This window comes from Daejeonella sp. H1SJ63 (genome assembly GCF_029360775.1).
In the GTDB taxonomy this organism is placed as follows: Bacteria; Bacteroidota; Bacteroidia; order Sphingobacteriales; family Sphingobacteriaceae; genus Daejeonella.
This window is the reverse complement of sequence record NZ_JARKMZ010000028.1, coordinates 217,789-241,527: the sequence shown is the minus strand read 5'-3', so window position 1 is coordinate 241,527 and position 23,739 is coordinate 217,789. Positions and strand designations below refer to the sequence as shown.

Below are 23,739 nucleotides of genomic sequence, written 5' to 3'. Positions count from 1 at the left end.
ATGCATAAAGCAGCAGAACCGGCCGGCAGGCCTTTAAGGCTACTGTTCATAATCAATCCCAGATCAGGCAGGGGATCAGAAAAAGTCATATCGGGGCTTATTTCGGAATATGCGAAAAAACATTCGTGGGACTTTCGCATTTATTCCATGAGCGAAAATGATGAAAATGCGATAAAAGCTGAAATTGACACGTTTTTACCCGACAGAATTGCTGCAGCCGGTGGAGATGGGACGATCAGCCTGATGGCCACAATTCTCAATGGGAGCTCTATCCCCCTTAGCATTATTCCGACAGGGTCTGCAAACGGAATGGCAAAAGAACTGAATATCCCATCCAGAATTGAAGCTGCTCTGGAGACCTGCAACAGAGGCAATACAAAAACTATCGATCTGATGAGGATAAATGACAAAACCTGTATTCACCTTGCAGATGTAGGATTAAATGCACGGGTCGTAAAACGCTTTGAAAAAGACCCCAAAAGAGGATTATTAACCTATGCCAGACACCTTTTCGGAGAAATGTTCCTGCTTAAGACTTACACCTTCAGGATAGTGATTGATGGTGTAAAAATCAAAAGAAAAGGGGTTTCAATAACATTCGCAAATGCTTCTAAATATGGCACAGGTGCTGTAATCAATCCTGAAGGTAAACTGGATGACGGGAAATTTGAACTGGTAATCATTAAGCCGTTTCCGGGTATTAAACTATTGTCAATAGCCTGGAAAATGTTCGTTAACCGACTGCATACTTCTGATTATGTGGAGATCATCAGCTGCCGCAATGCTCAGGTATTCAGCAATAAAAAAACTACCCTGCAGATAGACGGAGAGGTATTTGGCAAAGTAAAAGAGATCGGAATTAAAAGTATACCCCGGGCACTTACGGTAATTATTCCTTAATTAGCTGCCCTACTTCATACTCATAAACAAGCTTCCCTCTTTCCAAACGGGAGTCAACCACCCAGGCTTGAAGTTTAGCAAATCCATCGGCTTCTACCCTCAGCTTAAAGAAGCCTTTTGCTTTAATCCCAAACTTCAGATTTTTGCCCTCTCTTAAAACATATTTCAGCTTTGAACCGGCACCACTGATAATAAAATGATTGTCTTCCCTTGCGATATGCTGTAAATTATGTTCATGTCCTGCGGCATAAATTATGCCCGGGTGGCTTTTAAAGATTTCAATCAACCGGTGACGTAAATGCCTGTATCTGGGGTGTGCAATATCCTCTTTTGCACCAAAATACTTTCTGTAAATCGGTAAAAGCGACCCAACCAAAGGCAGAGGAACATAGGCCTTTCTGTGATAAACTGTGAACGGAAAAATATGATGTCTGAGCTTATATCTGCCTCCATGAATTGCATAACTATAAACAGGTGCATGCCCGGCTATAAGAATACGTTTACCTTTATTCTTCTCAATAATCTCTGTAAGATGCCTGAAAAACTCCTCTTCAGATTCAACCCTGCATCCGCAATCTTTACCAATCGGACGATATCCGGGCTGCAGCCACCATTGGGTATTGATAAGAACTACGGTAAGGTGATGATTAATACTGATTTCGGTTGGCCCCGGACAGCCACCTGTAGGATACATCACATTATAGCCGAATAATTTCTGAAGATATTTCTCCTGTCTGATTATATAATTAAACCCATCCTCTCTCCCCTTATCCCAATCGTGATTCCCTGAGATGAATAAAACTTTACCATGATAATCACTCAATGCATTTTTATGAGCAATTAAGGCATCCTCAGCATCTTTTCTGAGAGCATGTCCCAGATCAGGTAATCCACGCGGATAAACATTATCACCCAGAAAAATTACAGCAGAATGCTGATCTCTATTGAAATGGGCTTTCAAAGTATCTAAAACCGGATCATATCCATATCGCTGAACATTCCCTGTATCTCCTACCAAAAAAACCTCAAACGCTTTATTTTCTTTATTTCCCGAAGACATCACCTATCAGAATTTCCAACAATATTACCAGTTCAGCTTTTCCTTATTCAAAAATGCCGAGATTCCTCTTTTGCAATCTTCAGACGAGCGGGCCTGAACATTAAAATTTACAGCGAGTTCAAGACCTTCCTCTAATGGTAGATTTTGCACAGCATTCAACAACTTCTTAGTGAGTGAAACAGAGTTTGCTGATGCCGTATTCACCCGGAGTGAAGCATATTCAAGTACACCTGCCTCAATCTCATCGGCAGGTAAAATAAAATTGATCAGCCCGTAATTACATGCTGTACCTGCATTGATAAGATCACCACTGAGCAATAACTCCTTTACACGAGCTTCCCCTAATTTCCTGATCAGGAAACAGCTAACCAGTGCAGGAATAAAACCTATCTTTACTTCAGTATATCCGAACTTAGCTTCAGGAACAGAAAAAACAATATCGCTAACAGAAACTAAACCACATCCACCGGCAATGGCATGACCCTCAACCTGGGCAATTACCAGTTTTGGAGATTCATATATCATTAAGAAAAGTTCCATTAAGGCAATGGTATCTTTCTCGTTATCAACAAAACTACTATGCTGTAATTGCTTCAGATAGTCAAGATCTGCTCCGGCGCTAAATACATCACCGCTTGATTTCAGAATTATTACTTTTACTAATGAATCAGCAATTGCTTTACTGAAACAAAGAGTCAACTGATTCACGAGGCGGGGATTCAGGGCATTCCTCTTTTCGGAGCGATTAATCTTTATTACTGCAATCCGGTCTGATATACTATATTCGATTAGATCCATGTTTATTCCCGCCTTTCAGAATGCTGATAATCAAATTTAATTCAATTTATTATAGCTTAACAATATAGGCAGGATTTTTCTTCAGTGAATATGATCTGATCTTTAATCTCTTCGCCTCAATGAGCCACTTTCTGATTCTATAATCAGAATTAGTACCATCAATAAGAATCATTTTTACCTGAAAACGGGTCATAATATCTTTTAAATTCCACACAGCATCATTGCTGATCAATACCGCATCAAACTGAATATCTGATTGAAAAGTACATTTATTCCAATCTTTATTCCACCTGAGCAATTTAAAATTGCCAAACTGTATGAAATTCATACCCATTTTAAAATTATGCCCGGAAATATTCTGTCCGAAGTTTGCAAACAGATTTTCATGCCCCCCAATACTTGCAATCATGGGTCTGAGAGAATAATCAAAAATTTTATCGGAAGGATTTATATCAGAAACCACAACTACCTTCCCCTGATTAAACCAGGCGATTGCTGAATTCTTCCTCAGGCTCATGAAAACGAGTTCATTTCTTTTGAAGTTACCGATACTTTTCAGTGAAAGACTGACTGAGAGTATCAATATTAGTATCAGAACCTGCCATAACATATATCTGATTTTAAATGAGCAGCCTAATGAGATTGAGAAAATAATCAAGCTTATAAGCACTAATTCAAGTTCATTGATCCAAAGTCCGCTTAACACGGCAGACGGCAATGCTTCTACTTTGAATAAAACATTATTGGTAATAATGATCAGATGGTTCAGAAATTGACCTGATACATTTTCAACAATGGTGAAAGGAAACAGTATAAATGCAATACCCGCATACATAATTACTGCTACCGGCATAACTATCAGCAAATTACTGATCAGAAAATAAACCGGAAACTGATGAAAATAATAGATACTTAAAGGGAAAGTAGCGATTTGTGCGGCAAGCGACAATGCAGAATATGACCAGACCATATCAAAAATCTTATTCTCAAAGTACAAGGCATTATAAATGATCGGTTGAAAATAAATAAGTCCGCAAACTGCAAGATAAGAAAGTTGAAATCCAACATCGAAAAGGTACCAGGGATCAACAAGGAGTAGAAAAAACGCTGAGATGGCGATCAGATTATAAGTATTCAGGTCTCTATTTAAGCTTTTACCGATAAGCACGAAGCTTAACATAAAAGCTGCCCGGCAAACAGATGCAGAAAACCCTGTCAGTAAAGCATAAAACCAGATAAATCCAATGATCAGCACAGACCTGAGGAAAATCAGTCTGCTATTTCTGCTTAAAGGTTTTAATAGCACATTCAGCACAAGAAATACAATTCCTACATGCATTCCGGATACAGAAAGTACATGCATTGTGCCTGTATCGGCATAAGCGTTCACAATTTCTGTACTGAGATCAGAGCGATAACCTAAAATCAGTGCTGAAGCCAATGCGGCCGCATCCTTATCAGCGAGCGATCTATTTATCCGTTCAACACAGTTAAGTCTTAATTTAAGTGCATAACTTATAACCGGATTGCCCGCATTACGTCTTAATAACTTGATCTGCTCTCCATTGAGGAATGCCTGATAATGTATTTTCCTGTTGCTCAGATATCTTTTATAATCAAACTCCCCGGGATTAAAGGGGGCATTGACCTCTGAAAATTTTGCGGGCATCATCAGAATGTCACCATACTTCAGGTTCAGCACAAAAGGTTTATCCGGTTTACATAAAACCAGAAGATTACCTGATCTTTCCTGAATAGTTTTAGCCTTAAAGCTTTTCAAAACCTCTGTTTCAAACCGGAAAATTCCATTTGACAAGACCGGTTCATTCGTCAGCTTCAAAATAAAATAATCAGACTCTCCATAAGCAAAATATGAAGGATCAAACCTGTTAGAATTATTAACCGTCAGTCCCGCACCTGTAAAAAATATACATGCATGAATGATCGAACCGGCAAGCCAGGAAGTTTTATAAAGTTTGTACTTTTTGTAAAAAAGAAGGAAAAGAAACAGTAAAAAAAGCAGGAAAACTGCAACACAAAGCCACAGATCTGCAATTATTTGCGATGGAAATGAATAAGCGAAAACAATCCCGGCAAGCAGGGGAATTAACAAACGGACAAATGGTGTCTCTCCTTTGTAAAACATATCTAAAACTGATACCGGAGCTGTATTCTGAGATCTGACTGCTTTTCCGAATCATTCTCACTTACTTTAAACTTATTATCATGCAAACTCCTGTGTGCGTACCTCAACCATACATCAATTCCCCGCAGCAAGGTATACCGGGCATTTACATAAAATCTCAAACCACTTCCCTGATAAGCCGGTACAGAATAAGAGTACAGCACATCGTTCTCATAAGCATAAATCCTGGAATTAAAACCTTCTGTATCAAAGATCCCAAAACGCAGATTAGCCGAAAACCGTGAACTCATAGGATCATAAATGATATCCTGATAATTTAAAAATCCATATTCAGGGTTATAAGGTATTTTATGATACTTCACAAATTCTGCCCGATTTCTGAGAGTAAACTTATCATTGATTCTATAGCTAAGCTCCAATCTATAATTGTATCTGTATACGTTTTCCAGTCCGGCAGAATTCAAAAACAGATCAGGGTTTTCCTGTTTTAACTGCTGCTTAACCTGAGCAAGCAGTTTAAACTTTTTATTGGGCTTATAAGTTAACCGAAAGAGATTTTCATACCCTTTAGATGGGCCATCCACCCTGAATTTCAGCCATGGGAATCTGAAAAGATCCGTATATGAGAAGAACTCCCAGCCGGGATTAAACTTTAATTCTAAACCGGCAAGAAAGCCCCTTTCATTTACAGCCTCTGATGATTCAGATAGTGCCTGATTAAAAAATGAATGATAATTTCTTGAATAATTCCTTTGAAGCAACAGAAGTGATACCCCTGATGAAAGACTACTCATCATACCATTAATCAATGCTGTTCCCGAACTATAAGAGTTAGCCAGTTCACCAAAAAAATAAGTATTTCTGAATGTGTAGCTATAATACAAACTACTATTGATGAGATGATTACCCGTAAAGCTATATTGATCATACAAATACTTCCCTTTCCCGAAAGGAAGATTAAATTTTGTCCGGTAAGCTGTCAGACCCAGGTGAAAATGTTTTTGACTTAAGCCAACATTAGCCCCAATGATAAATGAGTTTAGCCGGTTTTGGTTCGCAAGCTCAGCCGAGGTACGGTGCAAACCGGTCAGAACCAAACTATTGATTTCGGTTCCGGAATCTGATATTGAAGCATCATATTTTCTGAAAGACATAAATGGAGTGAAAAGAATTTTATTGAAAGCGATACTTCCAGCCAATCCCCTTAAAAACAGCACTTCATTCACTGAACTGTATGGCTTAAGTCCATGATCCTGCCTTGCAACCGTATTCAGAACCACTCCTTTTCCAAAACCGGAGCCGGTCCACATGGCCAATCCCTGACCAAACTGCAGTGAATAATCACCAATCAGGAACTTTTTAAAGACCCCGGCGTTTTTCAGAAAAATATTACCTGAATAGAAATCAAAGCCTCCTGGCTTCCTGCCATTAAAAAATTGTTCGCCAGCATCCTTCTCCATATTCAATGAAGCATAGAGCTTATTTTGATAATTATATCTATACCTGACAAGCATCCGAAGCGAAGAACCGGAATATTCACTTTCTGATTGACCGGCTGCATTTAACTGATCTGAGTTCATCCCAAATCTGAGGATGAGCTCCTGTTCGGATCTTTGAAAAAGTTCAGCAGCATTAGATACCGACAGATTATATGGTTCCCTTATCATTGAAAAAAAACCGATCAGCCGAATAGCAGGAATATCCAGCTCCCGAATGGCCTGCAATTCCAGAATATCAAGGAATAAGCCATTCTCTTTCCTGTGTTTTAAAATTGCATTTATCTGAATTTCAGACAAAAAAAAGAGTTGCCTTAACTCATCACTGTCAGCGGTATTCAGGTTCAATGGATGCTTTCTGTAATGATTCCATTGCTCTAAAAGCTCGGTTTGATCGTATGCGTCCTGAATATCAGGGTTAAACGACTCTATGAGCTGAATAAATAACTCTTCTGCCGGAACCTGAGCATTGGTTCTATTAACATTCAACAGCAACAGAAGAAAAATCAATATTCCTGTGTGATGCTTAAAATTCATAGCTCAATCCAAGGTTAGGTGAAATACCCAGGCTCGGGTGGGATATAATTGCAGCATCTATCGCTATTCCTTTAAAATTAAACCCGAAGCCGGCATACTGCTTATATGGATTAACAGAAACCCCTCCGCGTAAAGCATACTCTTTAACCGGCTTGTACTCAAGTCCGAATTTCAGATCCATCGCCCTCCCCAATACCTTTTCAAGATCAGTCAGAACCAGAACTTTATCACTAAAAAAATATGATATCCCCAGACTCATACCCACAGGAACGTTTGAAGCAGGGGAATTGGAGTATCCGCTCCTGCCGGGATTACTTATAAATGACCCAATCATAATTCTTTCTGTCAGACGAAATTGCATCCCTGCATCAAGGCTTAAGGCAGATGCATTGCCATACTGGTTTATATGAATCTGATGTAATCTTAATGCAATAGCCAGCGATAGTGTTCCCGAAAAACTTCTGGCATAGGCAAAGCCTGCACTTTGTTCAGCATATTCTGAAAACCCATAACGGCGAAAACTTAAACCAAGAACATGCTTATTAATTGGGAGCACCAGAAGAGCACTCTGCGAACTTAACTCAGGATCTAAAAAATGCTGCTCATATGAAAATGCAAGTACAGGCCTTTCCAGAGTTGAAATACCTGCAGGATTCTGCTGAATTGACCATGAACCCTGTAATGCCATGGATGCAGACCCTAAAGCTGAAGATCTGGGTCCGGGATAAATTTGAGCATACAGCGGAGTTTGAAGCAATAAGATGATCAGACCAATGCGTATCATGATAATGAAATTACCAGCTGGCCCGAAAACGGTCAAAAAAAATTATTGAACGGTATCGGGTAACAAAATTTATATTTAGTCGTCACTAAGACAGATCAATTAAAAAGCATGAAAAAAATCTTATTTAGCATCGCATTAATATTTATTGCGGTGGGTGCTTTTGCACAGGCAAAAAACAGCACTAAAATCAGCGAGGGCACTATTATTTACACTGTTGAATGGAAAGTTCCCGAGCAGATGCAGGCTTTGGCAGCGAATTTACCGAACGAGCTTAAAGTTTATTTCAAAGGAGATTCTTCAAGCCTTAAAACAGAATCGGCGATGTACAAGAGTACAAACATTCTAAATTTCAAACAGAAATATGAGAGATTATTGCTCGACATTCCGATGCTGGGTAAAAAATTATCTGTAATATTCAGTCCGGCAGATCAGGATAGAATTCAGGCCAACATGCCTCAACTAAGTACAAAGGCAGGATCAGAAACCAAAACCATTGCAGGATACAATGCCCTTAAATATGAAGTAACTGAGAAGAAGTCAAATCAGAACTCTGAAGCATGGTTCACAAAAGATGCAGATATTACTCCTAATTCTTTAAGCCGTTTTTTCGATAAAAGTTTAGGTTTCCCATTGGAATTCACTTCTTATATGAATGGGTTGAGCCTTAAAGCCATTGTAAAAGAAATACAATCAGGGCCGGTTCCGGCAGGATCGTTTACTGCCAGCAAAGATTTTGAAGAAATTACTCTTGACCAGTTAATGCAAATGCAGGGAGGCAGATAAACTTCTCTTAACCTTAAGGATAACGCTTTTTAACACGCCTTGTTTTTTATAACTTGCGGCGATGTTGAAAAGCTTTATTGTTTTTGGCCGTTTTTTTCTATTCTGGATCTGCTTCTTTTTTCTGGACCGGCTGATTTTTCTGATTTACTTCGCTGACAGTATAAGCAATATTGGTTTTAAAGAACTAAGCAGCACATTTCTATATGCTTTGAGGCTTGATGCCTCCATGATAGCTTACTTGTCTGTCATACCACTGCTTATCTACCTGATACTTTTATTTTTTCCAAAATTTCGTTTCCCAGCTATTCTGGCTAAAACATATGTATCTCTGTTAATAATTACATTTTCCATCATTTCGGCAGCTAACCTGAATCTTTACCGCGAATGGGGCTCAAAAATCAATTACAGGGCAGTAGATCTGGCATTTAACTCCACCAAAGAAGCAATTGCTTCCAGTTCTTCATCCCCCATCTTCCTGTCAGTAATCATCATACTTACGTTGATCATCACTGGTTATATAATCAGCAGGAAATTGGTTCTATTTTCCATTCCCTCCTATTCGGTATCCATTGCAAAGAAGACTGGCATTACTATCATTTCATTATGCCTTACCTTTCTACTGCTCAGAGGAGGTTGGCAACTTAGTCCCATAAACCAGAGTATGGCTTATTTTTCTACGAAATCTATTCTAAATCATGCTGCGGTTAACACTGAGTGGAATTTAATGCAGGACATCCTGAATAACAAGTACGGAAATGATAATCCTTATAAATACTACAACCGTGAAGAAGCAAAAAATATTCTGAAGGAACTATTTGGAAATAAAGAGGACAACCCTGTTAAGATACTTAAAAGCCCTCGTCCAAACATAGTCTTAATTATTCTGGAAAGTTTCACTGCAGAACTGGTGGGCAGTCTGAACGGTGAAAAAGGAGTAAGTCCGAATCTCGATGCATTAAGCAGGGACGGAATTCTTTTTGAAAATATTTATGCCGCAGCTGGAAGGACTGATAAAGGAGTTACCGCTACCTTAAGTGCATTTCCATCTCAGGCTATCCGGAGCATCATGAAACAGAATTCGAAACAGGAGAAACTGCCCGGAATTGCACAAGATCTGGCTCAAAACTCCTATCAAACTTCATTTTATTACGGCGGTGAAAGCGAATTCTTCAATATGAAGTCTTATATACTAAGTCATGGGTATCAAAAAATGACCGATCAGCATTCATTCAGTCCCAAAGACATGAATTCTAAATGGGGTACTTATGATGATAAGGTATTCAGCAAAAACCTGAAGGATCTGGATCATGCAGAATCTCCATTTTTCTCTACCATACTTACACTAACAAATCACGAGCCTTTTGAGCTTCCGGGCAAAGCCCGATTTAAAGGCGATAATGTTGAGAACAGATTCAGAAGCACTACCTTTTACACTGATTCCTGCCTGGGTGCTTATATCAGGGAAGCCCGTCAAAAAAACTGGTATAAAAACACTTTGTTTATTGTCATTGCCGATCATAGCCACCGCTTACCGGAAAACCTTACAGAATTTGACCCTAAACGCTACCGGATCCCCATGCTATTCTTTGGAGATGCTGTTAAACCTGAATTCAGAGGAACAAGAATCAGTAAATACGGGAATCAGACAGACCTTGCTTCTACACTTTTAAGTCAGCTGAACATTTCAGATAAGCGTTATCCATGGAGCAAAGACCTGCTGAACCCCAAAACACCTGGTTTTGGCTTTTTCAACTGGGATAATGGCTTTGGCTTTGCTACTGAAGAACAGATCATCTCCTTCGATAATGTGGGTAAGAATATCATTCTCAGAAAAAATAATGCCGAACCAAAAATTGATGCAGAACTAACGAAGAAAGGCAAAGCTTATATGCAGGAGGTGTTCCAGCAATATCTGGATTTCTGATCCATAAAATGGATACAGCTTTTAAATCCTTAAAATCGTTCCAGAGCCAAACTTATTTTTGAATAAACAAAATCAAGTTCCTCATTACTTATACAATAGGGAGGCAGAATATAGATGATATTCCCAAGCGGGCGTAATATTATCCCCTCTTCAAGAAAGAAATCATATAAATTATCTCTTAACTGATTAAAATAAGATGTTCCGGCAGAACTATCCCATTCAATTGCCAGAATTGTTCCTGTTTGTCTGACATCCCTGACCTTGGAATGATTTTTAATACGCTCTGCAAATTGCTGATGAGAATTTTTTATCCTTTCAATAGCTGAAATAGTTTCTCCCCTGAGTAAGATATCCATACTTGCCAGAGCTGCTGCACAGGCTATAGGATTTGCTGTAAAAGAATGCCCGTGAAACAGGGTTTTCAGCTTATCATCTGAAAGAAATGCCTCGTAAATTCTTTTCGTACAGGTGGTAATACCCAATGCCATTGTTCCACCGGTAAGTCCCTTTGAAAAACACATCAGATCAGCCTTCTCAGTAAGATGATCTGATGCAAAAAGTTTACCTGTACGACCAAATCCGGTCATTACTTCATCAGCAACTGTAAGTATTCCCTCATTTTTACAGTGTAGGATAAGCTGATCAAGGTATTCTGCCTCATACATCAGCATCCCTCCGGCGCCCTGAACCAAAGGCTCAAAAATAAATGCAGAAAGTTCGTGGCTTATTGAGCTGATATATGATTTTAAATCCTGAATATTCTCTTTATCTGGCAAATCAATAAACCTGACATCAAACAACAGATCATCAAATGGTCGTGTGAATGCACTTCTTGCACTTACAGCCATGGCTCCGAAGGTATCGCCATGATAAGAATTATTGAATGCAAGGACCTTTTTTTTCTCTATCCCCTGATTAGACCAGTACTGGAAGCACATTTTCAAAGCTACCTCTACAGCTGTTGATCCATTATCAGAATAAAAAACCTTATTCTGCTCCTCCGGCAGTATTTTCAAAAGCCGTTCAGCCAGATCTACTGCTGAAGGATGAGTAAAGCCTGCAAATATTACATGCTCCAGCGTCCTGAGTTGTTCAGCCACTTTTTCTGCGATATATGGATGAGCATGTCCATGAATATTTACCCACCAGGATGAAACTGCATCAATATATCTTTTACCATCCTCGGCAATAAGATATACCCCCTCCCCCCTGATAACAGGGACAGGCATACCTGCATTTTTCATTTGAGTATAAGGATGCCAGATAAACTCCCTGTCGCGTTCGGCTATAGATTTTATTGCCATTTCTCTTTCAATAATTCGATTACCCGCTGGTCTGTCGGAAAGGTCACATCTGAGACCTCAAGTTCATTCAAAGATTTCCACCTGAATGCCTGCAAAATATCACCCTCAGCACCAAAATCGTATGGGACTTCCTTAAAATCCAATTCAAGCGGACTTAAGGCTTTTACAATATAATATACGCTGATTACCTGACTGTCGTTAAAAGCTGATTTAATAAAAAAATCAGTAGTATAGAAATGGTCCAGAATTTCAACTTCAGTATTACATTCCTCAAGAAACTCCCTTTTTAAACCATCGGCAAGCCCTTCACCATATTCAAGACCTCCACCGGGAAACTTAATAAACCGGAAACCATATTCCTCTTCATCACTAAGCAGTATCTGATTCTTTTCATTAATCAGAAGGCCATAAACCCGAACATTAAATTTAAACATCTGAATTAAAGTGTTTTTGATTTTTGGTTACATTGTCCCTCGTCCATAAAAAGTCTTTGCTCTTAGGCTCTGACCTTACCACACAGGCAGGCATTCTGCAATAATGGCAACATTCAGGAATGCATGGGTCTGCATGAATGAAGAATTCAGTATTTGAACTGCCCTTATGATTAACCAGTTTATCTACTTCTGAGACTTCCTCATGAACCTTGTTCAGATCAAAATAATAAGGGAGAGTCAAATGGCAATCGATATGAATATCGGTCCCGTATCTCTGCGTACGCAGATTATGCATATCAATCCAGGAATCCTTCCGGTGACTATTGATAATGGCGATAATCTCATCTGCTGTATCAAAATCAGACTCGTCCATCAGACCTGAGACAGATTTACGAACCAGCTTATAACCCGAGTAAATAATATACAGCCCTATTAAAATTGACAGAATACTATCCAGGTAATTCAATCCTGTTAAATAGATTAAAACCAATCCGGATACAAGGCCCACACTGGTATAAGCATCTACCTGTAAATGTTTACCATCAGCGTAAAGGGTAAGGGAATTAAATTTTTTACTTTGCCTGACCAGATAATAACCTAATACAAAATTGATCAGACCCGAAACCGCAACAATAGCTATACCATCCTGAAGATCAGATATTTCATGCGGGTAATAAAGATTGTAAACTGATTTAAAACTGATCAGAATCCCTGCAAGCATAACCAGACTTCCCTCAATAAACACTGAGAAAAATTCGACCTTACCATGACCATAGGGATGATTAACATCTCTTGGCTGTGCAGCCAGGTAAATGCTGTAAAAAGCAAACAGGCCTGCAAGTATATTAACAATACTTTCAGCTGCATCAGTCAGAATTGAGTTTGAAGAAGTAATAAAATAGGCAGTAAACTTTGCAAGCATCAGCAGAATGCCGATTGCCAGAGAAAGAAGTATGACCTTTTTTTGAGTTTGCAAAATTGAGACTTATTCTGAGCAAATTTATACAAAGCAACAGAGCATTTATTAATAAATTGGAAATTTAAGGTACATTTCTTTTTAATTTTTGCATTGGCAGGTCATGTTCATATATTTGCGTTAATTATGAGCACATTATCAAACAGAATCAACAATCTTTCCGAGTCTGCCACCATAAAAATGGCAAAAATGGGCCGGGAATTAGCAGCAAAGGGAATAGATGTTATCAGTCTTAGCTTAGGCGAAACCGATTTTTACACTCCTGACTTTGTTAAAGAAGCAGCCAAAGAGGCTATTGACAAGAACTTTTCTTACTACACACCAGTTGCAGGTTATCCTGAACTGCGTAAGGCAATTGCAGCAAAGCTTAAACGTGAAAATAATCTGGACTATGATTTCGACCAGATTGTTGTATCAACAGGTGCGAAACAATCACTTGCTAATGCTATTCTTTGCGTAGTAAACCCTGGTGATGAGGTAATCATTCCAACCCCATACTGGGTGTCTTACTCAGAGCTTGTAAAGCTTGCAGAAGGCGAATCTGTGTTTATCAACACAACACTTGAAAGTGATTTCAAAATTACTCCTGAAGAACTTGAAGCAGCAATTACTCCGAAAACAAAGTTATTCATGTTTTCTTCACCGAACAATCCAACAGGCAGCGTTTATACCCGCGAAGAGCTTGAGGGTTTGGTGAAAGTATTTGAAAAATATCCGAATATCTACATCATCTCTGATGAGATCTATGAGCATATCAATTTTCTGAATGATCACGAATCAATTGCACAGTTCCCTTCAATTAAGGATCGTGTAATCATCATCAACGGTTTATCCAAAGCTTATGCGATGACCGGATGGCGTATTGGTTATTCTGCAAGTAATAAAGAAATAGCTGCAGCATGTGATAAGCTTCAGAGCCAGATCACTTCAGGTACCTGTTCGATTACTCAGAAAGCCGGTATTGCAGCTTATGAAGGCGGACTTGAAACTATAAATGAGATGAGAACTGTTTTCAAAGAGCGTCGTGATCTTGTTTATGGTCTGTTAAAGGATATTCCGGGATTAAAAGTTAATCTTCCTGGTGGTGCGTTCTATTTCTTCCCTGAAGTTAGTTCCTTCTTCGGAAAAACTGCACCTGATGGCGAGGTAATCAAAAATGCTGAAGATTTATCTTTATACCTTTTAAATACAGGGCATGTAGCTACCGTTAGCGGTGATTCTTTCGGAGATCCGAACTCGATTCGTCTTTCATATGCAGCAGCAAATGAGAAACTAATTGAGGCTATGAAGCGCATTAAAACTGCTTTAGCAGCATTAAAATAATATTCCCTTCTTCAACCCCGGATTAAATCCGGGGTTAAACTTCATTTCGACATGAAAGAAATCTTCGAAAAGTTCAATTCTTTGAATGTGATGATCATCGGAGATGTGATGATGGATAGCTATATCTGGGGGAAGGCAGATCGTATCTCTCCCGAAGCTCCTGTGCCTGTTGTCAGAGTCACCAAGAAAGAAAACAGATTAGGAGGTGCCGCAAATGTTGCCCTTAATGTACAATCGCTTGGAGCCAACCCATTCATTTGTGCTGTTATCGGAGATGATCCCGAGGGGAATGAATTTTTATCACTTTTAAATACTCAGAAACTAAGTACCGAAGGTATTTTAAGAATAAATGCCCGCCCGACTACCGTTAAAACCCGGATTATTGCCCACAATCAGCAGATAGTAAGAGTTGATGCTGAAACTGAAGCAAATATTTCTGAAGAAAGCACACGGTCTATAATTAAAAAAATCAACACTCTTATTGATTCCCAAAATATCAGTGCGATCATTTTCGAAGATTACGACAAAGGTCTGATCAACAAAAATCTAATCAATAATGTGGTTGAACTCGCTGAAAAAAAGAATATTATTACTGTAGTTGATCCTAAAAAGCGCAATTTCCTTGATTATAAGGGAGTAAACTTATTTAAGCCTAACCTGAAAGAATTGAAGGAAGGACTTAAAATAGAAGTTGATCCTGCCAAATCCGGAGAAGTTGAAGATGCTGTAAATAAACTAAGAACGCAACTGGGTGCAAATGCCGTTATGCTTACTCTCTCCGAACACGGTGTATTCATCAGTTCTGATGAGGGAAAGAAACATTTTCCGGCGCACAAACGTGATATAGCAGACGTTTCCGGTGCCGGCGATACTGTGATTGCAACTACCGCGCTTTGCCTTGCCGCAGGACTGGACGTATTCAAAACTGCTGAAATTGCAAACCTTGCCGGCGGACTGGTATGCGAGCATGTCGGAGTAGTTCCTATAGATAAGTCAAGATTGCTGGAAGAAAGTGAAAAGCTCGAATCCTACAAATAATCATATACCGTTCAATATACTACTGAAAAAACAGGAGTCAAGACCATAAAGTAATAATTTCAAATTAGCAACTCTTCGTCTGACAAAGCTAACACAGGTAACTGAAAACCAACCCTTTATTATTTACTTCTGATAGCCTCCACAGGATCCAGACGCGAAGCATTATATGCAGGAATAAATCCTGAAATGAGTCCTATTGCTGTTGAAAGTGCAATGGTCAGAATTATCTTGCCTATATCAACTACAATGGTAAGATCAAAAAATGTTTTGGATACAAATGCCAGAACAAATACAATCAACAGACCAATAAAGCCTCCCATCAAGCATAATAAAACAGATTCAATCAGAAACTGGAGCATAATGAAATAATTCTTCGCCCCAAGTGATTTCTGAATCCCAATGATATTTGTTCTCTCTTTTACAGAAACGAACATAATATTTGCAATACCAAATCCACCAACAAGAATCGAAAATCCGCCGATAATGGCACCGGCAATATCAATTATGCCAAAAAGCTGATCGAGTTGTGCAGTTAAAACTGTAGTCTTATTCAGAGAGAAATCATCATCATCCTGCGGGATCAAACGATGAACCGAGCGCATAGTTCCTTTTAATTCACTTTCAAGTTCAATTACTGAAATATTTTCCCTGCCCTTAACTGCAATCTGCGGACCATATCTTTCATCCTCAACTTTTATTACCCCTTTGGCAAAATTAAGCGGAATCAAAATGGTTTTATCCTTTGATATGCCCAGCATATCTTCACCTTCTTCTTTAAAAACCCCGATGATGGTTACCCTTCTCCCTAATACAGTAATCACCTTCCCAATCGGATCCCCATTAGGGAACAAACCTTCAGCAATTGAATACCCGATTATAGCTAAAGGCCTTCCACTTTTTGATTCGCTATCAGTAAAATAGCGCCCGCCTTCAAAATCAAACTTCCAAACCTTATAATAATCATGAGAAGCTGCTGATAACTGAGCTCCTTCAATACTGTTATTTTTGTATTTGATTGTACGGTTACCAATCCCGATTACATAAGCTACACCTTCTGCGTTCTGCATTCGTTCAGTCAGTTTCCCATAGTCCCTTAAACTAGGCTGCGGACGGCTGATATATTTCCACCATGGGAAATCCGGACCGCCAACCCAGGGCCATTTTTGAATATAAACGGTGTTACTTCCCAATTTCTCAACACTACTCTGTATATTATTCCGGAGCGTATCAACAGCTGAAAAAACGCCAATAATGGTCATAATTCCAATCGTTATACCTAAAAGGGATAAGATAGTCCTGAGTTTATTTTGCCTCAATGCTTCGAATGCAAACAAAAAACTCTCTTTTAATAGTTTGAGAAATATCATACATGAGTTTAGACCAAAATTACTTAAAAACGTTACAGATCAGTATCAAATAGAAAATATAAATATCAGAATATAAAATTCTTAGAATTAAGGCTAAAGATTTGTAGTTTTATTTTGCTAAATTTGCGCCCTGAAATCCACAAGACATAATTATGAAATTATCCCAGTTCAAATTTGATTTACCTGATTCTTTAATAGCTCATAACCCGGTTGAAAATCGTGATGAAGCACGCCTGATGGTACTGGATAAAAAAACCGGTGCGATTGAGCATAAGATATTTAAAGACATCCTGGGATATTTTGAAGAGAAAGATGTGATGATTTTAAATAACACCAAAGTATTTCCTGCCCGTTTATATGGAAATAAGGAAAAAACAGGTGCAACAATTGAGGTATTCCTGCTTCGTGAACTAAATAGCGAATTACGCCTGTGGGATGTGCTTGTAGATCCTGCACGTAAAATCAGGGTTGGCAATAAATTATACTTTGGAGATGACGACCTTCTTGTTGCTGAGGTTGTAGACAATACCACTTCAAGAGGCAGAACAATTCGTTTCCTTTTTGACGGAACTGACGAGGAATTTAGAAGAAATATTGAAATTCTGGGAGAAACACCTCTTCCTAAATATATTAAACGTAAAGCAACTGCTGAAGACAAAGAACGTTATCAGACTATTTTCGCTAAAAAAGAAGGTGCTGTTGCGGCTCCTACTGCCGGTCTGCACTTTAGTCGCGAACTAATGAAACGCCTTGAATTAAAAGGAGTTGACTTCGCTGAAGTAACACTTCACGTTGGCCTGGGTACTTTCAGATCAGTGGAAGTTGAAGACCTTACCAAGCACAAAATGGACTCTGAGCAATTCATTATTGAGCAAAAAGATGCCGATATTGTAAACAAGGCAATTGCTGAAAAACGCAGGGTTTGTGCTGTAGGTACCACATCAATGAGAGCAATTGAATCTGCAGTTTCTGCAAACAGAGAATTAAAAGCTGCTAACGACTGGACAAGTAAGTTCATATTTCCTCCATATGATTTCAGTATTGCAAACTGTATGATTACTAACTTCCATACCCCTGAATCAACGCTTTTGATGATGGTTGCTGCGTTTGGAGGTTATGAACATGTAATGAATGCTTATGAAGTAGCCGTAAAAGAAAAATATCGCTTTTATAGCTATGGCGATGCAATGCTCATCATCTAAATATCAGAGATGGGCTTAAGAACTCCTGTCATGTTCTCATCCCTGATTCAGCTGTGAAATACTATGCGATCATAGTAGCTGGTGGATCCGGTAGCAGAATGCAGTCGGATATTCCCAAACAATTTATGCTATTGAACGGGAAACCGGTTATCATGCATACTATTGAAGCATTTTATCATTCCGACATTCATCCTGAAATTATCCTGGTTCTGAATAACAACTTCCACAATTACTGGAAAGAGCTGTGCAGTACATTTCAGTTTACGATACCACATACCCTGGTAAAGGGAGGTGAGCAAAGGTTTGATTCAGTAAAAAATGGCCTTAACTCCATTAAATCTGAAGCAATAATAGCCATTCACGATGCCGTAAGACCGTTGGTAAGTAATGAACTGATAAGTAAAACCTTCAGAGAAGCAGAAATTTCAGGAAGTGCCGTTGCAGCAGTAAAATCAAAAGATTCTGTCAGACAACAGCAAGGCAGTCAGACTATTCCTCTTAACAGAGATGAAATATTCCTGATCCAGACCCCGCAGGTTTTCAGCTCTTCAATTCTGAACAAAGCCTACAAACAGGAATATCGCAGTGCGTTTACTGATGATGCATCTGTTGTAGAGCAATCAGGTGTTCAGGTCAAACTTACGGAAGGTGAACTCAAAAATATTAAAATAACGTTCCCTGAAGATATTCTGCTTGCAGAGTATTATTTGAGTTTCCGTCAATAAGAATTCAATCCCTTCTCACAAAGCTTAATACTTTAGCTTAAATTCCATTTCCGCGGATAATGCGGAGCAAAATTGAAATTACAACAAACCAATAGAATGTGAATCAAATTACCGTCTATTGGTGAAACAAAAGCACTAAAAATCCAGGCTATGACTAATATAACAGCTATTCAGATAACGTAAATTATTCGTAGTTTGAGTATTAGGTTTTAGTATTATATACAACCTACACCAAAACATGCCGCATATCGGTCTTGAAAAAATAAAAGCCCTGATTTAGAATTCAGGGCTTTCTATTAATATTCGTCTTCGTTAAAGAAGAAATCATCTTTGGTCGGATAATCAGGCCAGATTTCTTCAATATTTTCATAAGGTTCGCCATCATCTTCCAGTGCCTGAAGGTTTTCTATCACTTCAACTGGTGCACCTGAACGAATTGCATAATCAATAAGTTCATCTTTTGTAGCCGGCCATGGAGCGTCCTCTAAGTGTGACGCTAATTCTAAAGTCCAATACATATTTTCTTAGAATTTGGTTTATACTATTTTTGCAAAAGTATAATAATTTAAATAAGATTATTAATTAATTTTCAACACTCACTTTAAACTCTCGGATTCCATTGATTCTCAGGAATATCAAGGTCAAAACAAAGCTTTCTGGCAAGAACAAAAAGGTAATCACTCAGCCTGTTAAGATAAATAATCACCATCTCATCCACAAAGCTTTCGCTGCTCAGATGCACAACAATGCGCTCTGCTCTCCTGCATACACAACGAGCAATATGACAAAAAGAAGCCACCTGAGTTCCTCCCGGCAGAACAAAGTGTTTTAATTCAGGTAGAATTTCATTCATCTGATCAATCTGCTTTTCTAGCATGACGACATCGGATAAATGCAGATCAGGAATTTTCATTTTAGATTTTTCAGGATCAGAGGCAAGAGAAGCTCCTATAGTAAACAATCTGTCCTGTATTTCACTCAGTATATCTTTGTAAATCTGATCAATATCATGATCCTTAATCATCCCTATATAGGAATTAAGTTCGTCTACTGTACCATAACTTTCAATCCTAAGATCATGTTTTGGGACGCGCGTACCACCAATCAGGGAAGTTAAACCCTTATCACCACTTTTGGTATAAATTTTCATTTGAATTCAATTGGCATTATAACTGATTGTTCAGATCCTGCGATATTAATAATTATTCTGTAGAAATAAAGCCAAAGTCATGATTCATAAGTCATCTGTGAATCATAAAACACCGCAATTAAGGCTTAACTATTGTATTTGCTCAAAATCTGTTCCCTTAGATCTCATTTCCGCTAAACGGGGAGAAACAGACTTAACATGCGGATTGATATAATCATTCTCGATTAAACCATCACGCATCCTCACAATCCGGTGGGCATGCTGCGCTATATCCTCCTCATGTGTTACCAGAATGATTGTATTTCCTTTAGAATGAATCTCCTCAAGCAGACCCATAATCTCGACCGAAGTTTTGGTATCAAGATTACCGGTTGGTTCATCTGCAAGCATAATTGAGGGCTTGTTTACCAATGCTCTGGCTACTGCAACACGCTGACGCTGACCACCCGAAAGTTCATTTGGCTTATGATGTACCCGGTTTCCCAATCCCACACTCTCCAGAGTATGCAGAGCTCTTCTCTCACGTTCCTCCCTTCCGATACCTGCATAAACAAGTGGCAAAGCAACGTTTTCAAGAGAGGAAGAGCGGGGAAGAAGATTAAATGTCTGAAATACGAATCCGATCTCTTTATTTCTTATTTCGGCAAGTTCACTGTCAGTCATTTCACTGACCTGGTTTCCGTTAAGTATGTATACCCCTTTACTTGGGGTATCCAGACAGCCCAGAATATTCATCAGTGTTGACTTTCCGGATCCCGATGGGCCCATCAATGCCACAAATTCTCCTTTGTTTATAGTCAGTGAAACAGATTTCAAAGCATGAATTGTCTCTGCACCAATTACATATTTCCTGCCAATGTCTGATAAAATAATAAGAGGATTCTGGACCATGTTTTTTATTTTTAGACTATAGCAATGCCTGCTTTGTTACAAGAAAAGAATTAAGCCTTATTAATAACCTTAGCAACCCTGAAGAATTTACCATCCTGTTTAGGGGCATTCTTTAAAGCCTGCTCCCTGCTGATCTCATGATTAACAATATCTTCCCTCAAGACATTAACCTCATCATTCATATAAACCAGAGGTTCAACACCTACAGTATCTACCTCATTCAGCTTATCCATAAATGCCAGAATCTTATTCATATCTTCCAACAAACCCTGCTTTTCCTTCTCTTCAACATCCAATCTTGCCAGATGAGCAATTTTATCTATGGTTTCGGTATTTACCTTCATTATTCGCTGATTTTTAATTTTCGACCTGACCTAAAGCTGATTTATTGCCTGCAAAACTATTGAGTTGAGTACTAATGATATCATAAACCCTGTTTTTCAATTCCTCGGCGTCTGCATTAATCATACCCAATGTTTCTATAGGTGCATGTACGCAAATATCGCAAATCCCCGGACTACTTCCATATCTCTTTCCATCATCCCACATTAAACTCCAGTTATTACCGATTGTTATTGGAAGTATGGGGATTCCCTGCTCTATGGCAAGCCTGAATGGACCATTCTTAAATAGCTGTAAAGCAGGAGGATAGGTATCACTAATCATTCCCTCAGGAAATATAACCACGCTTTTGCCTTCTTTCAGATTCTCTTCAGCCTTCTTAAAAGCCCGAAAAGCAGATATTTTACTCTCACGGTTTACGGGAATATCTACCGTACGAAAATAAATACCTGTAACAAAATTCTTTAACAGTTCTTCTTTCCCCATAAACACATAATTTCGCCTGGCAAGAAGAATAATTGCTGTAATATCAAGGTTGGATGTATGATTTGCACAAATAATATAATTTCGCGACCAGTCTATTTTTTGTTCAAATGAATAACGGTAAATAAATCCGGAAAACAGGGCACTCAGGTAACTGAACAAATAGCGCATCCTGTTCATCCCATGAAATTTCACGGGACTTTTTGAATAAAAAAATATTACCGGATAAAGGCTGATAAAGAGAAGAGCCAGTAAAACCTGAAAATAATAAAGGTGCACACTTTTAAATAGTCTCTTCATTATTTCAAAAATAGCAAATTCTGATGAGCTTTTAATGTGCCCGGGATCAGTCTGTTTAGAGAAAATTCCTTACTTTCGCAGCGTATGGAAACTGTTGTAAGTGGTATCCGCAGTACCGGTAAACTGCATTTAGGTAATTTTTATGGCGCCGTCAGAAATTTTGTTCAGATGCAAAAAGAGTATAACTGCTACTTTTTTATTGCAGATTATCATTCATTGACCACACACCCAACTCCGGCAGATCTGCATGGAAATGTAAAGCAGGTACTGGTTGAATACCTTGCTGCAGGAATTGATCCCGAAACAGCAACCATTTATATCCAGTCTGATGTTCCGGAAATTGCTGAACTCTACCTCTATCTTAATATGAACGCCTATCTGGGTGAGCTTGAAAGAAGTACTTCTTTCAAAGATAAAGTGCGGGCACACCCGGATAATGTTAATGCCGGACTCTTAACCTATCCTGTTCTGATGGCAGCGGATATAATCATCCACAAAGCCACTAAAGTTCCGGTTGGAAAAGATCAGGAACAGCATCTTGAAATGGCCAGAACCTTTGGGAACCGTTTTAACAGGATGTACAATGTTGATTATTTCCCCGAGCCTTATGCATTCAATTTCACTGAAAAACTTGTAAAAGTACCTGGTTTGGACGGCAAGGGTAAAATGGGAAAATCTGAAGGTGAAGGCAATGCTGTTTATCTTTCTGACGAACCTGAAGCAATCCGGAAAAAAGTAATGAGAGCAGTGAGTGATGCAGGCCCTACAGAAGAAAACCAGGCAAAACCTGAACCAATACAAAATCTCTTTGATCTGATGAAGATTGTCTCTTCTTCAGACACTTATAATCATTTTGACAATCTGTATAATAAAATGCAGATCAGGTACGGCGATTTCAAGAAGCAACTTGCTGAAGACATGATTATTGCCACAAGCCCTATCCGTGAAAAAATCCATGATATTTCAAATGATCATACGTATTTGAGAAAAGTTGCCCGTCTTGGTGCAGAAAAAGCAAGAGAAAGTGCATCAAAAACAATCAGGGAAGTAAGAGAGATCATTGGATTTAAAAGTTTTTAACACTTAGCCTGTTTATAAAAACAATTAGTATTTTCATTCCTGCATAGTGCCTTTCACTATGTAATACCTGAAACATCATGCACATTGCTATAGTTGGAAATATCGGGGCAGGTAAAACTACCCTGACTGAATTGCTCGCAAAACACCTTGGATATGAAGCTCAATTTGAGGCTGTTGAGAACAATCCTTATCTGGAAGATTTTTACAGCGACATGAAACGATGGAGCTTTAATCTTCAGATTTATTTTCTGAACAGCCGGTTTCAGCAGATTCTGGAACTTCAGCGCACCAACCGAAATATCATTCAGGACAGAACGATTTATGAAGACGCCTATATTTTTGCAGAGAACCTGCACGATATGGGTTTAATGACTTCCCGGGATTACGATAATTACCGTGCCATTTTTGAGAATATTACTGCATTCATTAATCCTCCTGATCTTTTAATTTACCTCAGGGCATCTGTCCCTACCCTGGTAAATAATATTCAGAGAAGAGGCAGAGAATATGAAGCAGGGATACGGCTCGATTATCTTTCCAAGCTAAATGAAAAATATGCTAACTGGATCAATTCATATACCCAGGGCAAACTCCTGATACTTGACAAAGACAAACTGGATTTTGCAAATAAACCTGAGGACCTGGGATTTGTAATCAATAGTATTGAACGCGAAATCCACGGATTATTTTAATCAG

At 38.7% G+C, this 23,739-nt stretch carries 24 protein-coding genes; 9 read left to right on the top strand and 15 right to left on the bottom strand.

The features are described 5' to 3' along the window. The gene (locus tag P2W72_RS09000; RefSeq protein WP_276361167.1) at positions 1 to 900 is read left to right on the top strand and encodes a diacylglycerol kinase family protein; all 900 of its coding nucleotides are present in this window, start codon (positions 1 to 3) and stop codon (positions 898 to 900) included. Here the strand turns inward: P2W72_RS09000 and P2W72_RS08995 are convergent. The 5 genes from P2W72_RS08995 to P2W72_RS08975 are packed head-to-tail and all read right to left on the bottom strand — an operon-like array spanning position 890 to position 7,721. Beyond that, positions 890 to 1,960, bottom strand: a complete 1,071-nt coding sequence (locus P2W72_RS08995) for a metallophosphoesterase (protein WP_276361164.1) — start codon at positions 1,958 to 1,960, stop codon at positions 890 to 892. The two genes, P2W72_RS09000 and P2W72_RS08995, sit on opposite strands and share 11 nt — an antisense overlap. Before the next feature lie 24 nt (positions 1,961 to 1,984). Next, on the bottom strand, positions 1,985 to 2,758 hold the full coding sequence (locus tag P2W72_RS08990) for an enoyl-CoA hydratase/isomerase family protein (protein WP_276361162.1): 774 nt from the start codon (positions 2,756 to 2,758) through the stop codon (positions 1,985 to 1,987). A 49-nt stretch (positions 2,759 to 2,807) separates the two neighbouring features. Further along, positions 2,808 to 4,904 (bottom strand): ComEC/Rec2 family competence protein, encoded by a 2,097-nt coding sequence (locus P2W72_RS08985; protein ID WP_276361161.1) that lies wholly within the window; start codon positions 4,902 to 4,904, stop codon positions 2,808 to 2,810. Positions 4,905 to 4,906: 2 nt separating this feature from the next. Next, positions 4,907 to 6,937: a helix-hairpin-helix domain-containing protein gene (locus P2W72_RS08980; RefSeq protein ID WP_276361160.1), complete on the bottom strand. Its 2,031-nt coding sequence runs from the start codon at positions 6,935 to 6,937 to the stop codon at positions 4,907 to 4,909. Beyond that, entirely contained in the window at positions 6,927 to 7,721 is a 795-nt protein-coding gene (locus P2W72_RS08975; protein ID WP_276361159.1) for a hypothetical protein, read from the bottom strand. The genes P2W72_RS08980 and P2W72_RS08975 overlap by 11 nt, the downstream gene beginning before the upstream one ends. Before the next feature lie 108 nt (positions 7,722 to 7,829). On the opposite strand from P2W72_RS08975, the gene P2W72_RS08970 reads away from it, so the two are divergent. Beyond that, positions 7,830 to 8,504, top strand: coding sequence for a hypothetical protein (locus P2W72_RS08970; protein ID WP_276361158.1), 675 nt, complete (start codon positions 7,830 to 7,832; stop codon positions 8,502 to 8,504). A 61-nt stretch (positions 8,505 to 8,565) separates the two neighbouring features. After that, complete coding sequence (locus P2W72_RS08965; protein ID WP_276361155.1) at positions 8,566 to 10,428, top strand: LTA synthase family protein; 1,863 nt, start codon at positions 8,566 to 8,568, stop codon at positions 10,426 to 10,428. Between the two features lie 29 nt (positions 10,429 to 10,457). On the opposite strand, the gene bioA is transcribed toward P2W72_RS08965, so the two are convergent. The 3 genes from bioA to P2W72_RS08950 are packed head-to-tail and all read right to left on the bottom strand — an operon-like array spanning position 10,458 to position 13,142. Beyond that, complete coding sequence (bioA, locus tag P2W72_RS08960; RefSeq protein WP_276361153.1) at positions 10,458 to 11,732, bottom strand: adenosylmethionine--8-amino-7-oxononanoate transaminase; 1,275 nt, start codon at positions 11,730 to 11,732, stop codon at positions 10,458 to 10,460. Continuing rightward, positions 11,723 to 12,166, bottom strand: a complete 444-nt coding sequence (locus tag P2W72_RS08955) for an NUDIX domain-containing protein (protein ID WP_276361151.1) — start codon at positions 12,164 to 12,166, stop codon at positions 11,723 to 11,725. Before P2W72_RS08955 ends, bioA begins: the two co-directional genes overlap by 10 nt. Next, on the bottom strand, positions 12,159 to 13,142 hold the full coding sequence (locus P2W72_RS08950; RefSeq protein WP_276361148.1) for a cation diffusion facilitator family transporter: 984 nt from the start codon (positions 13,140 to 13,142) through the stop codon (positions 12,159 to 12,161). Before P2W72_RS08950 ends, P2W72_RS08955 begins: the two co-directional genes overlap by 8 nt. A 126-nt stretch (positions 13,143 to 13,268) precedes the next feature. Between P2W72_RS08950 and P2W72_RS08945 the strand changes: the two genes are divergently transcribed. Beyond that, positions 13,269 to 14,465, top strand: coding sequence for a pyridoxal phosphate-dependent aminotransferase (locus P2W72_RS08945; protein WP_276361146.1), 1,197 nt, complete (start codon positions 13,269 to 13,271; stop codon positions 14,463 to 14,465). Positions 14,466 to 14,516: 51 nt separating this feature from the next. Continuing rightward, complete coding sequence (locus tag P2W72_RS08940; protein WP_276361143.1) at positions 14,517 to 15,503, top strand: bifunctional ADP-heptose synthase; 987 nt, start codon at positions 14,517 to 14,519, stop codon at positions 15,501 to 15,503. A gap of 119 nt (positions 15,504 to 15,622) precedes the next feature. On the opposite strand, the gene P2W72_RS08935 is transcribed toward P2W72_RS08940, so the two are convergent. Continuing rightward, positions 15,623 to 16,870 carry an ABC transporter permease gene (locus tag P2W72_RS08935; RefSeq protein ID WP_276361141.1) on the bottom strand — a complete coding sequence of 416 codons (1,248 nt, stop codon included), beginning with the start codon at positions 16,868 to 16,870 and terminating at the stop codon, positions 15,623 to 15,625. A gap of 152 nt (positions 16,871 to 17,022) precedes the next feature. Between P2W72_RS08935 and queA the strand changes: the two genes are divergently transcribed. Further along, positions 17,023 to 18,072, top strand: coding sequence for a tRNA preQ1(34) S-adenosylmethionine ribosyltransferase-isomerase QueA (gene queA, locus P2W72_RS08930; protein ID WP_276361138.1), 1,050 nt, complete (start codon positions 17,023 to 17,025; stop codon positions 18,070 to 18,072). A 53-nt stretch (positions 18,073 to 18,125) separates the two neighbouring features. Beyond that, positions 18,126 to 18,797 carry a 2-C-methyl-D-erythritol 4-phosphate cytidylyltransferase gene (locus P2W72_RS08925; protein ID WP_276361135.1) on the top strand — a complete coding sequence of 224 codons (672 nt, stop codon included), beginning with the start codon at positions 18,126 to 18,128 and terminating at the stop codon, positions 18,795 to 18,797. Positions 18,798 to 18,829: 32 nt separating this feature from the next. On the opposite strand, the gene P2W72_RS08920 is transcribed toward P2W72_RS08925, so the two are convergent. From P2W72_RS08920 to P2W72_RS08895, 6 genes are all read right to left on the bottom strand, one after another. Beyond that, positions 18,830 to 18,940 carry a hypothetical protein gene (locus P2W72_RS08920; protein ID WP_276362192.1) on the bottom strand — a complete coding sequence of 37 codons (111 nt, stop codon included), beginning with the start codon at positions 18,938 to 18,940 and terminating at the stop codon, positions 18,830 to 18,832. Between the two features lie 153 nt (positions 18,941 to 19,093). Beyond that, positions 19,094 to 19,315: a DUF2795 domain-containing protein gene (locus tag P2W72_RS08915; RefSeq protein ID WP_002996718.1), complete on the bottom strand. Its 222-nt coding sequence runs from the start codon at positions 19,313 to 19,315 to the stop codon at positions 19,094 to 19,096. 83 nt (positions 19,316 to 19,398) lie between these two features. Continuing rightward, entirely contained in the window at positions 19,399 to 19,947 is a 549-nt protein-coding gene (locus P2W72_RS08910; RefSeq protein WP_276361132.1) for a cob(I)yrinic acid a,c-diamide adenosyltransferase, read from the bottom strand. 129 nt (positions 19,948 to 20,076) lie between these two features. Further along, positions 20,077 to 20,838 (bottom strand): ABC transporter ATP-binding protein, encoded by a 762-nt coding sequence (locus P2W72_RS08905; protein WP_276361129.1) that lies wholly within the window; start codon positions 20,836 to 20,838, stop codon positions 20,077 to 20,079. Positions 20,839 to 20,888: 50 nt separating this feature from the next. Further along, positions 20,889 to 21,182 (bottom strand): Asp-tRNA(Asn)/Glu-tRNA(Gln) amidotransferase subunit GatC, encoded by a 294-nt coding sequence (gene gatC / locus P2W72_RS08900; RefSeq protein WP_276361126.1) that lies wholly within the window; start codon positions 21,180 to 21,182, stop codon positions 20,889 to 20,891. A gap of 13 nt (positions 21,183 to 21,195) precedes the next feature. Further along, the gene (locus tag P2W72_RS08895; RefSeq protein WP_276361124.1) at positions 21,196 to 21,963 is read right to left on the bottom strand and encodes a lysophospholipid acyltransferase family protein; all 768 of its coding nucleotides are present in this window, start codon (positions 21,961 to 21,963) and stop codon (positions 21,196 to 21,198) included. Between the two features lie 84 nt (positions 21,964 to 22,047). Between P2W72_RS08895 and trpS the strand changes: the two genes are divergently transcribed. Continuing rightward, positions 22,048 to 23,043 (top strand): tryptophan--tRNA ligase, encoded by a 996-nt coding sequence (gene trpS, locus P2W72_RS08890; protein WP_276361121.1) that lies wholly within the window; start codon positions 22,048 to 22,050, stop codon positions 23,041 to 23,043. 77 nt (positions 23,044 to 23,120) lie between these two features. Continuing rightward, positions 23,121 to 23,735, top strand: coding sequence for a deoxynucleoside kinase (locus P2W72_RS08885; RefSeq protein WP_276361118.1), 615 nt, complete (start codon positions 23,121 to 23,123; stop codon positions 23,733 to 23,735). Positions 23,736 to 23,739: the final 4 nt, after the last annotated feature.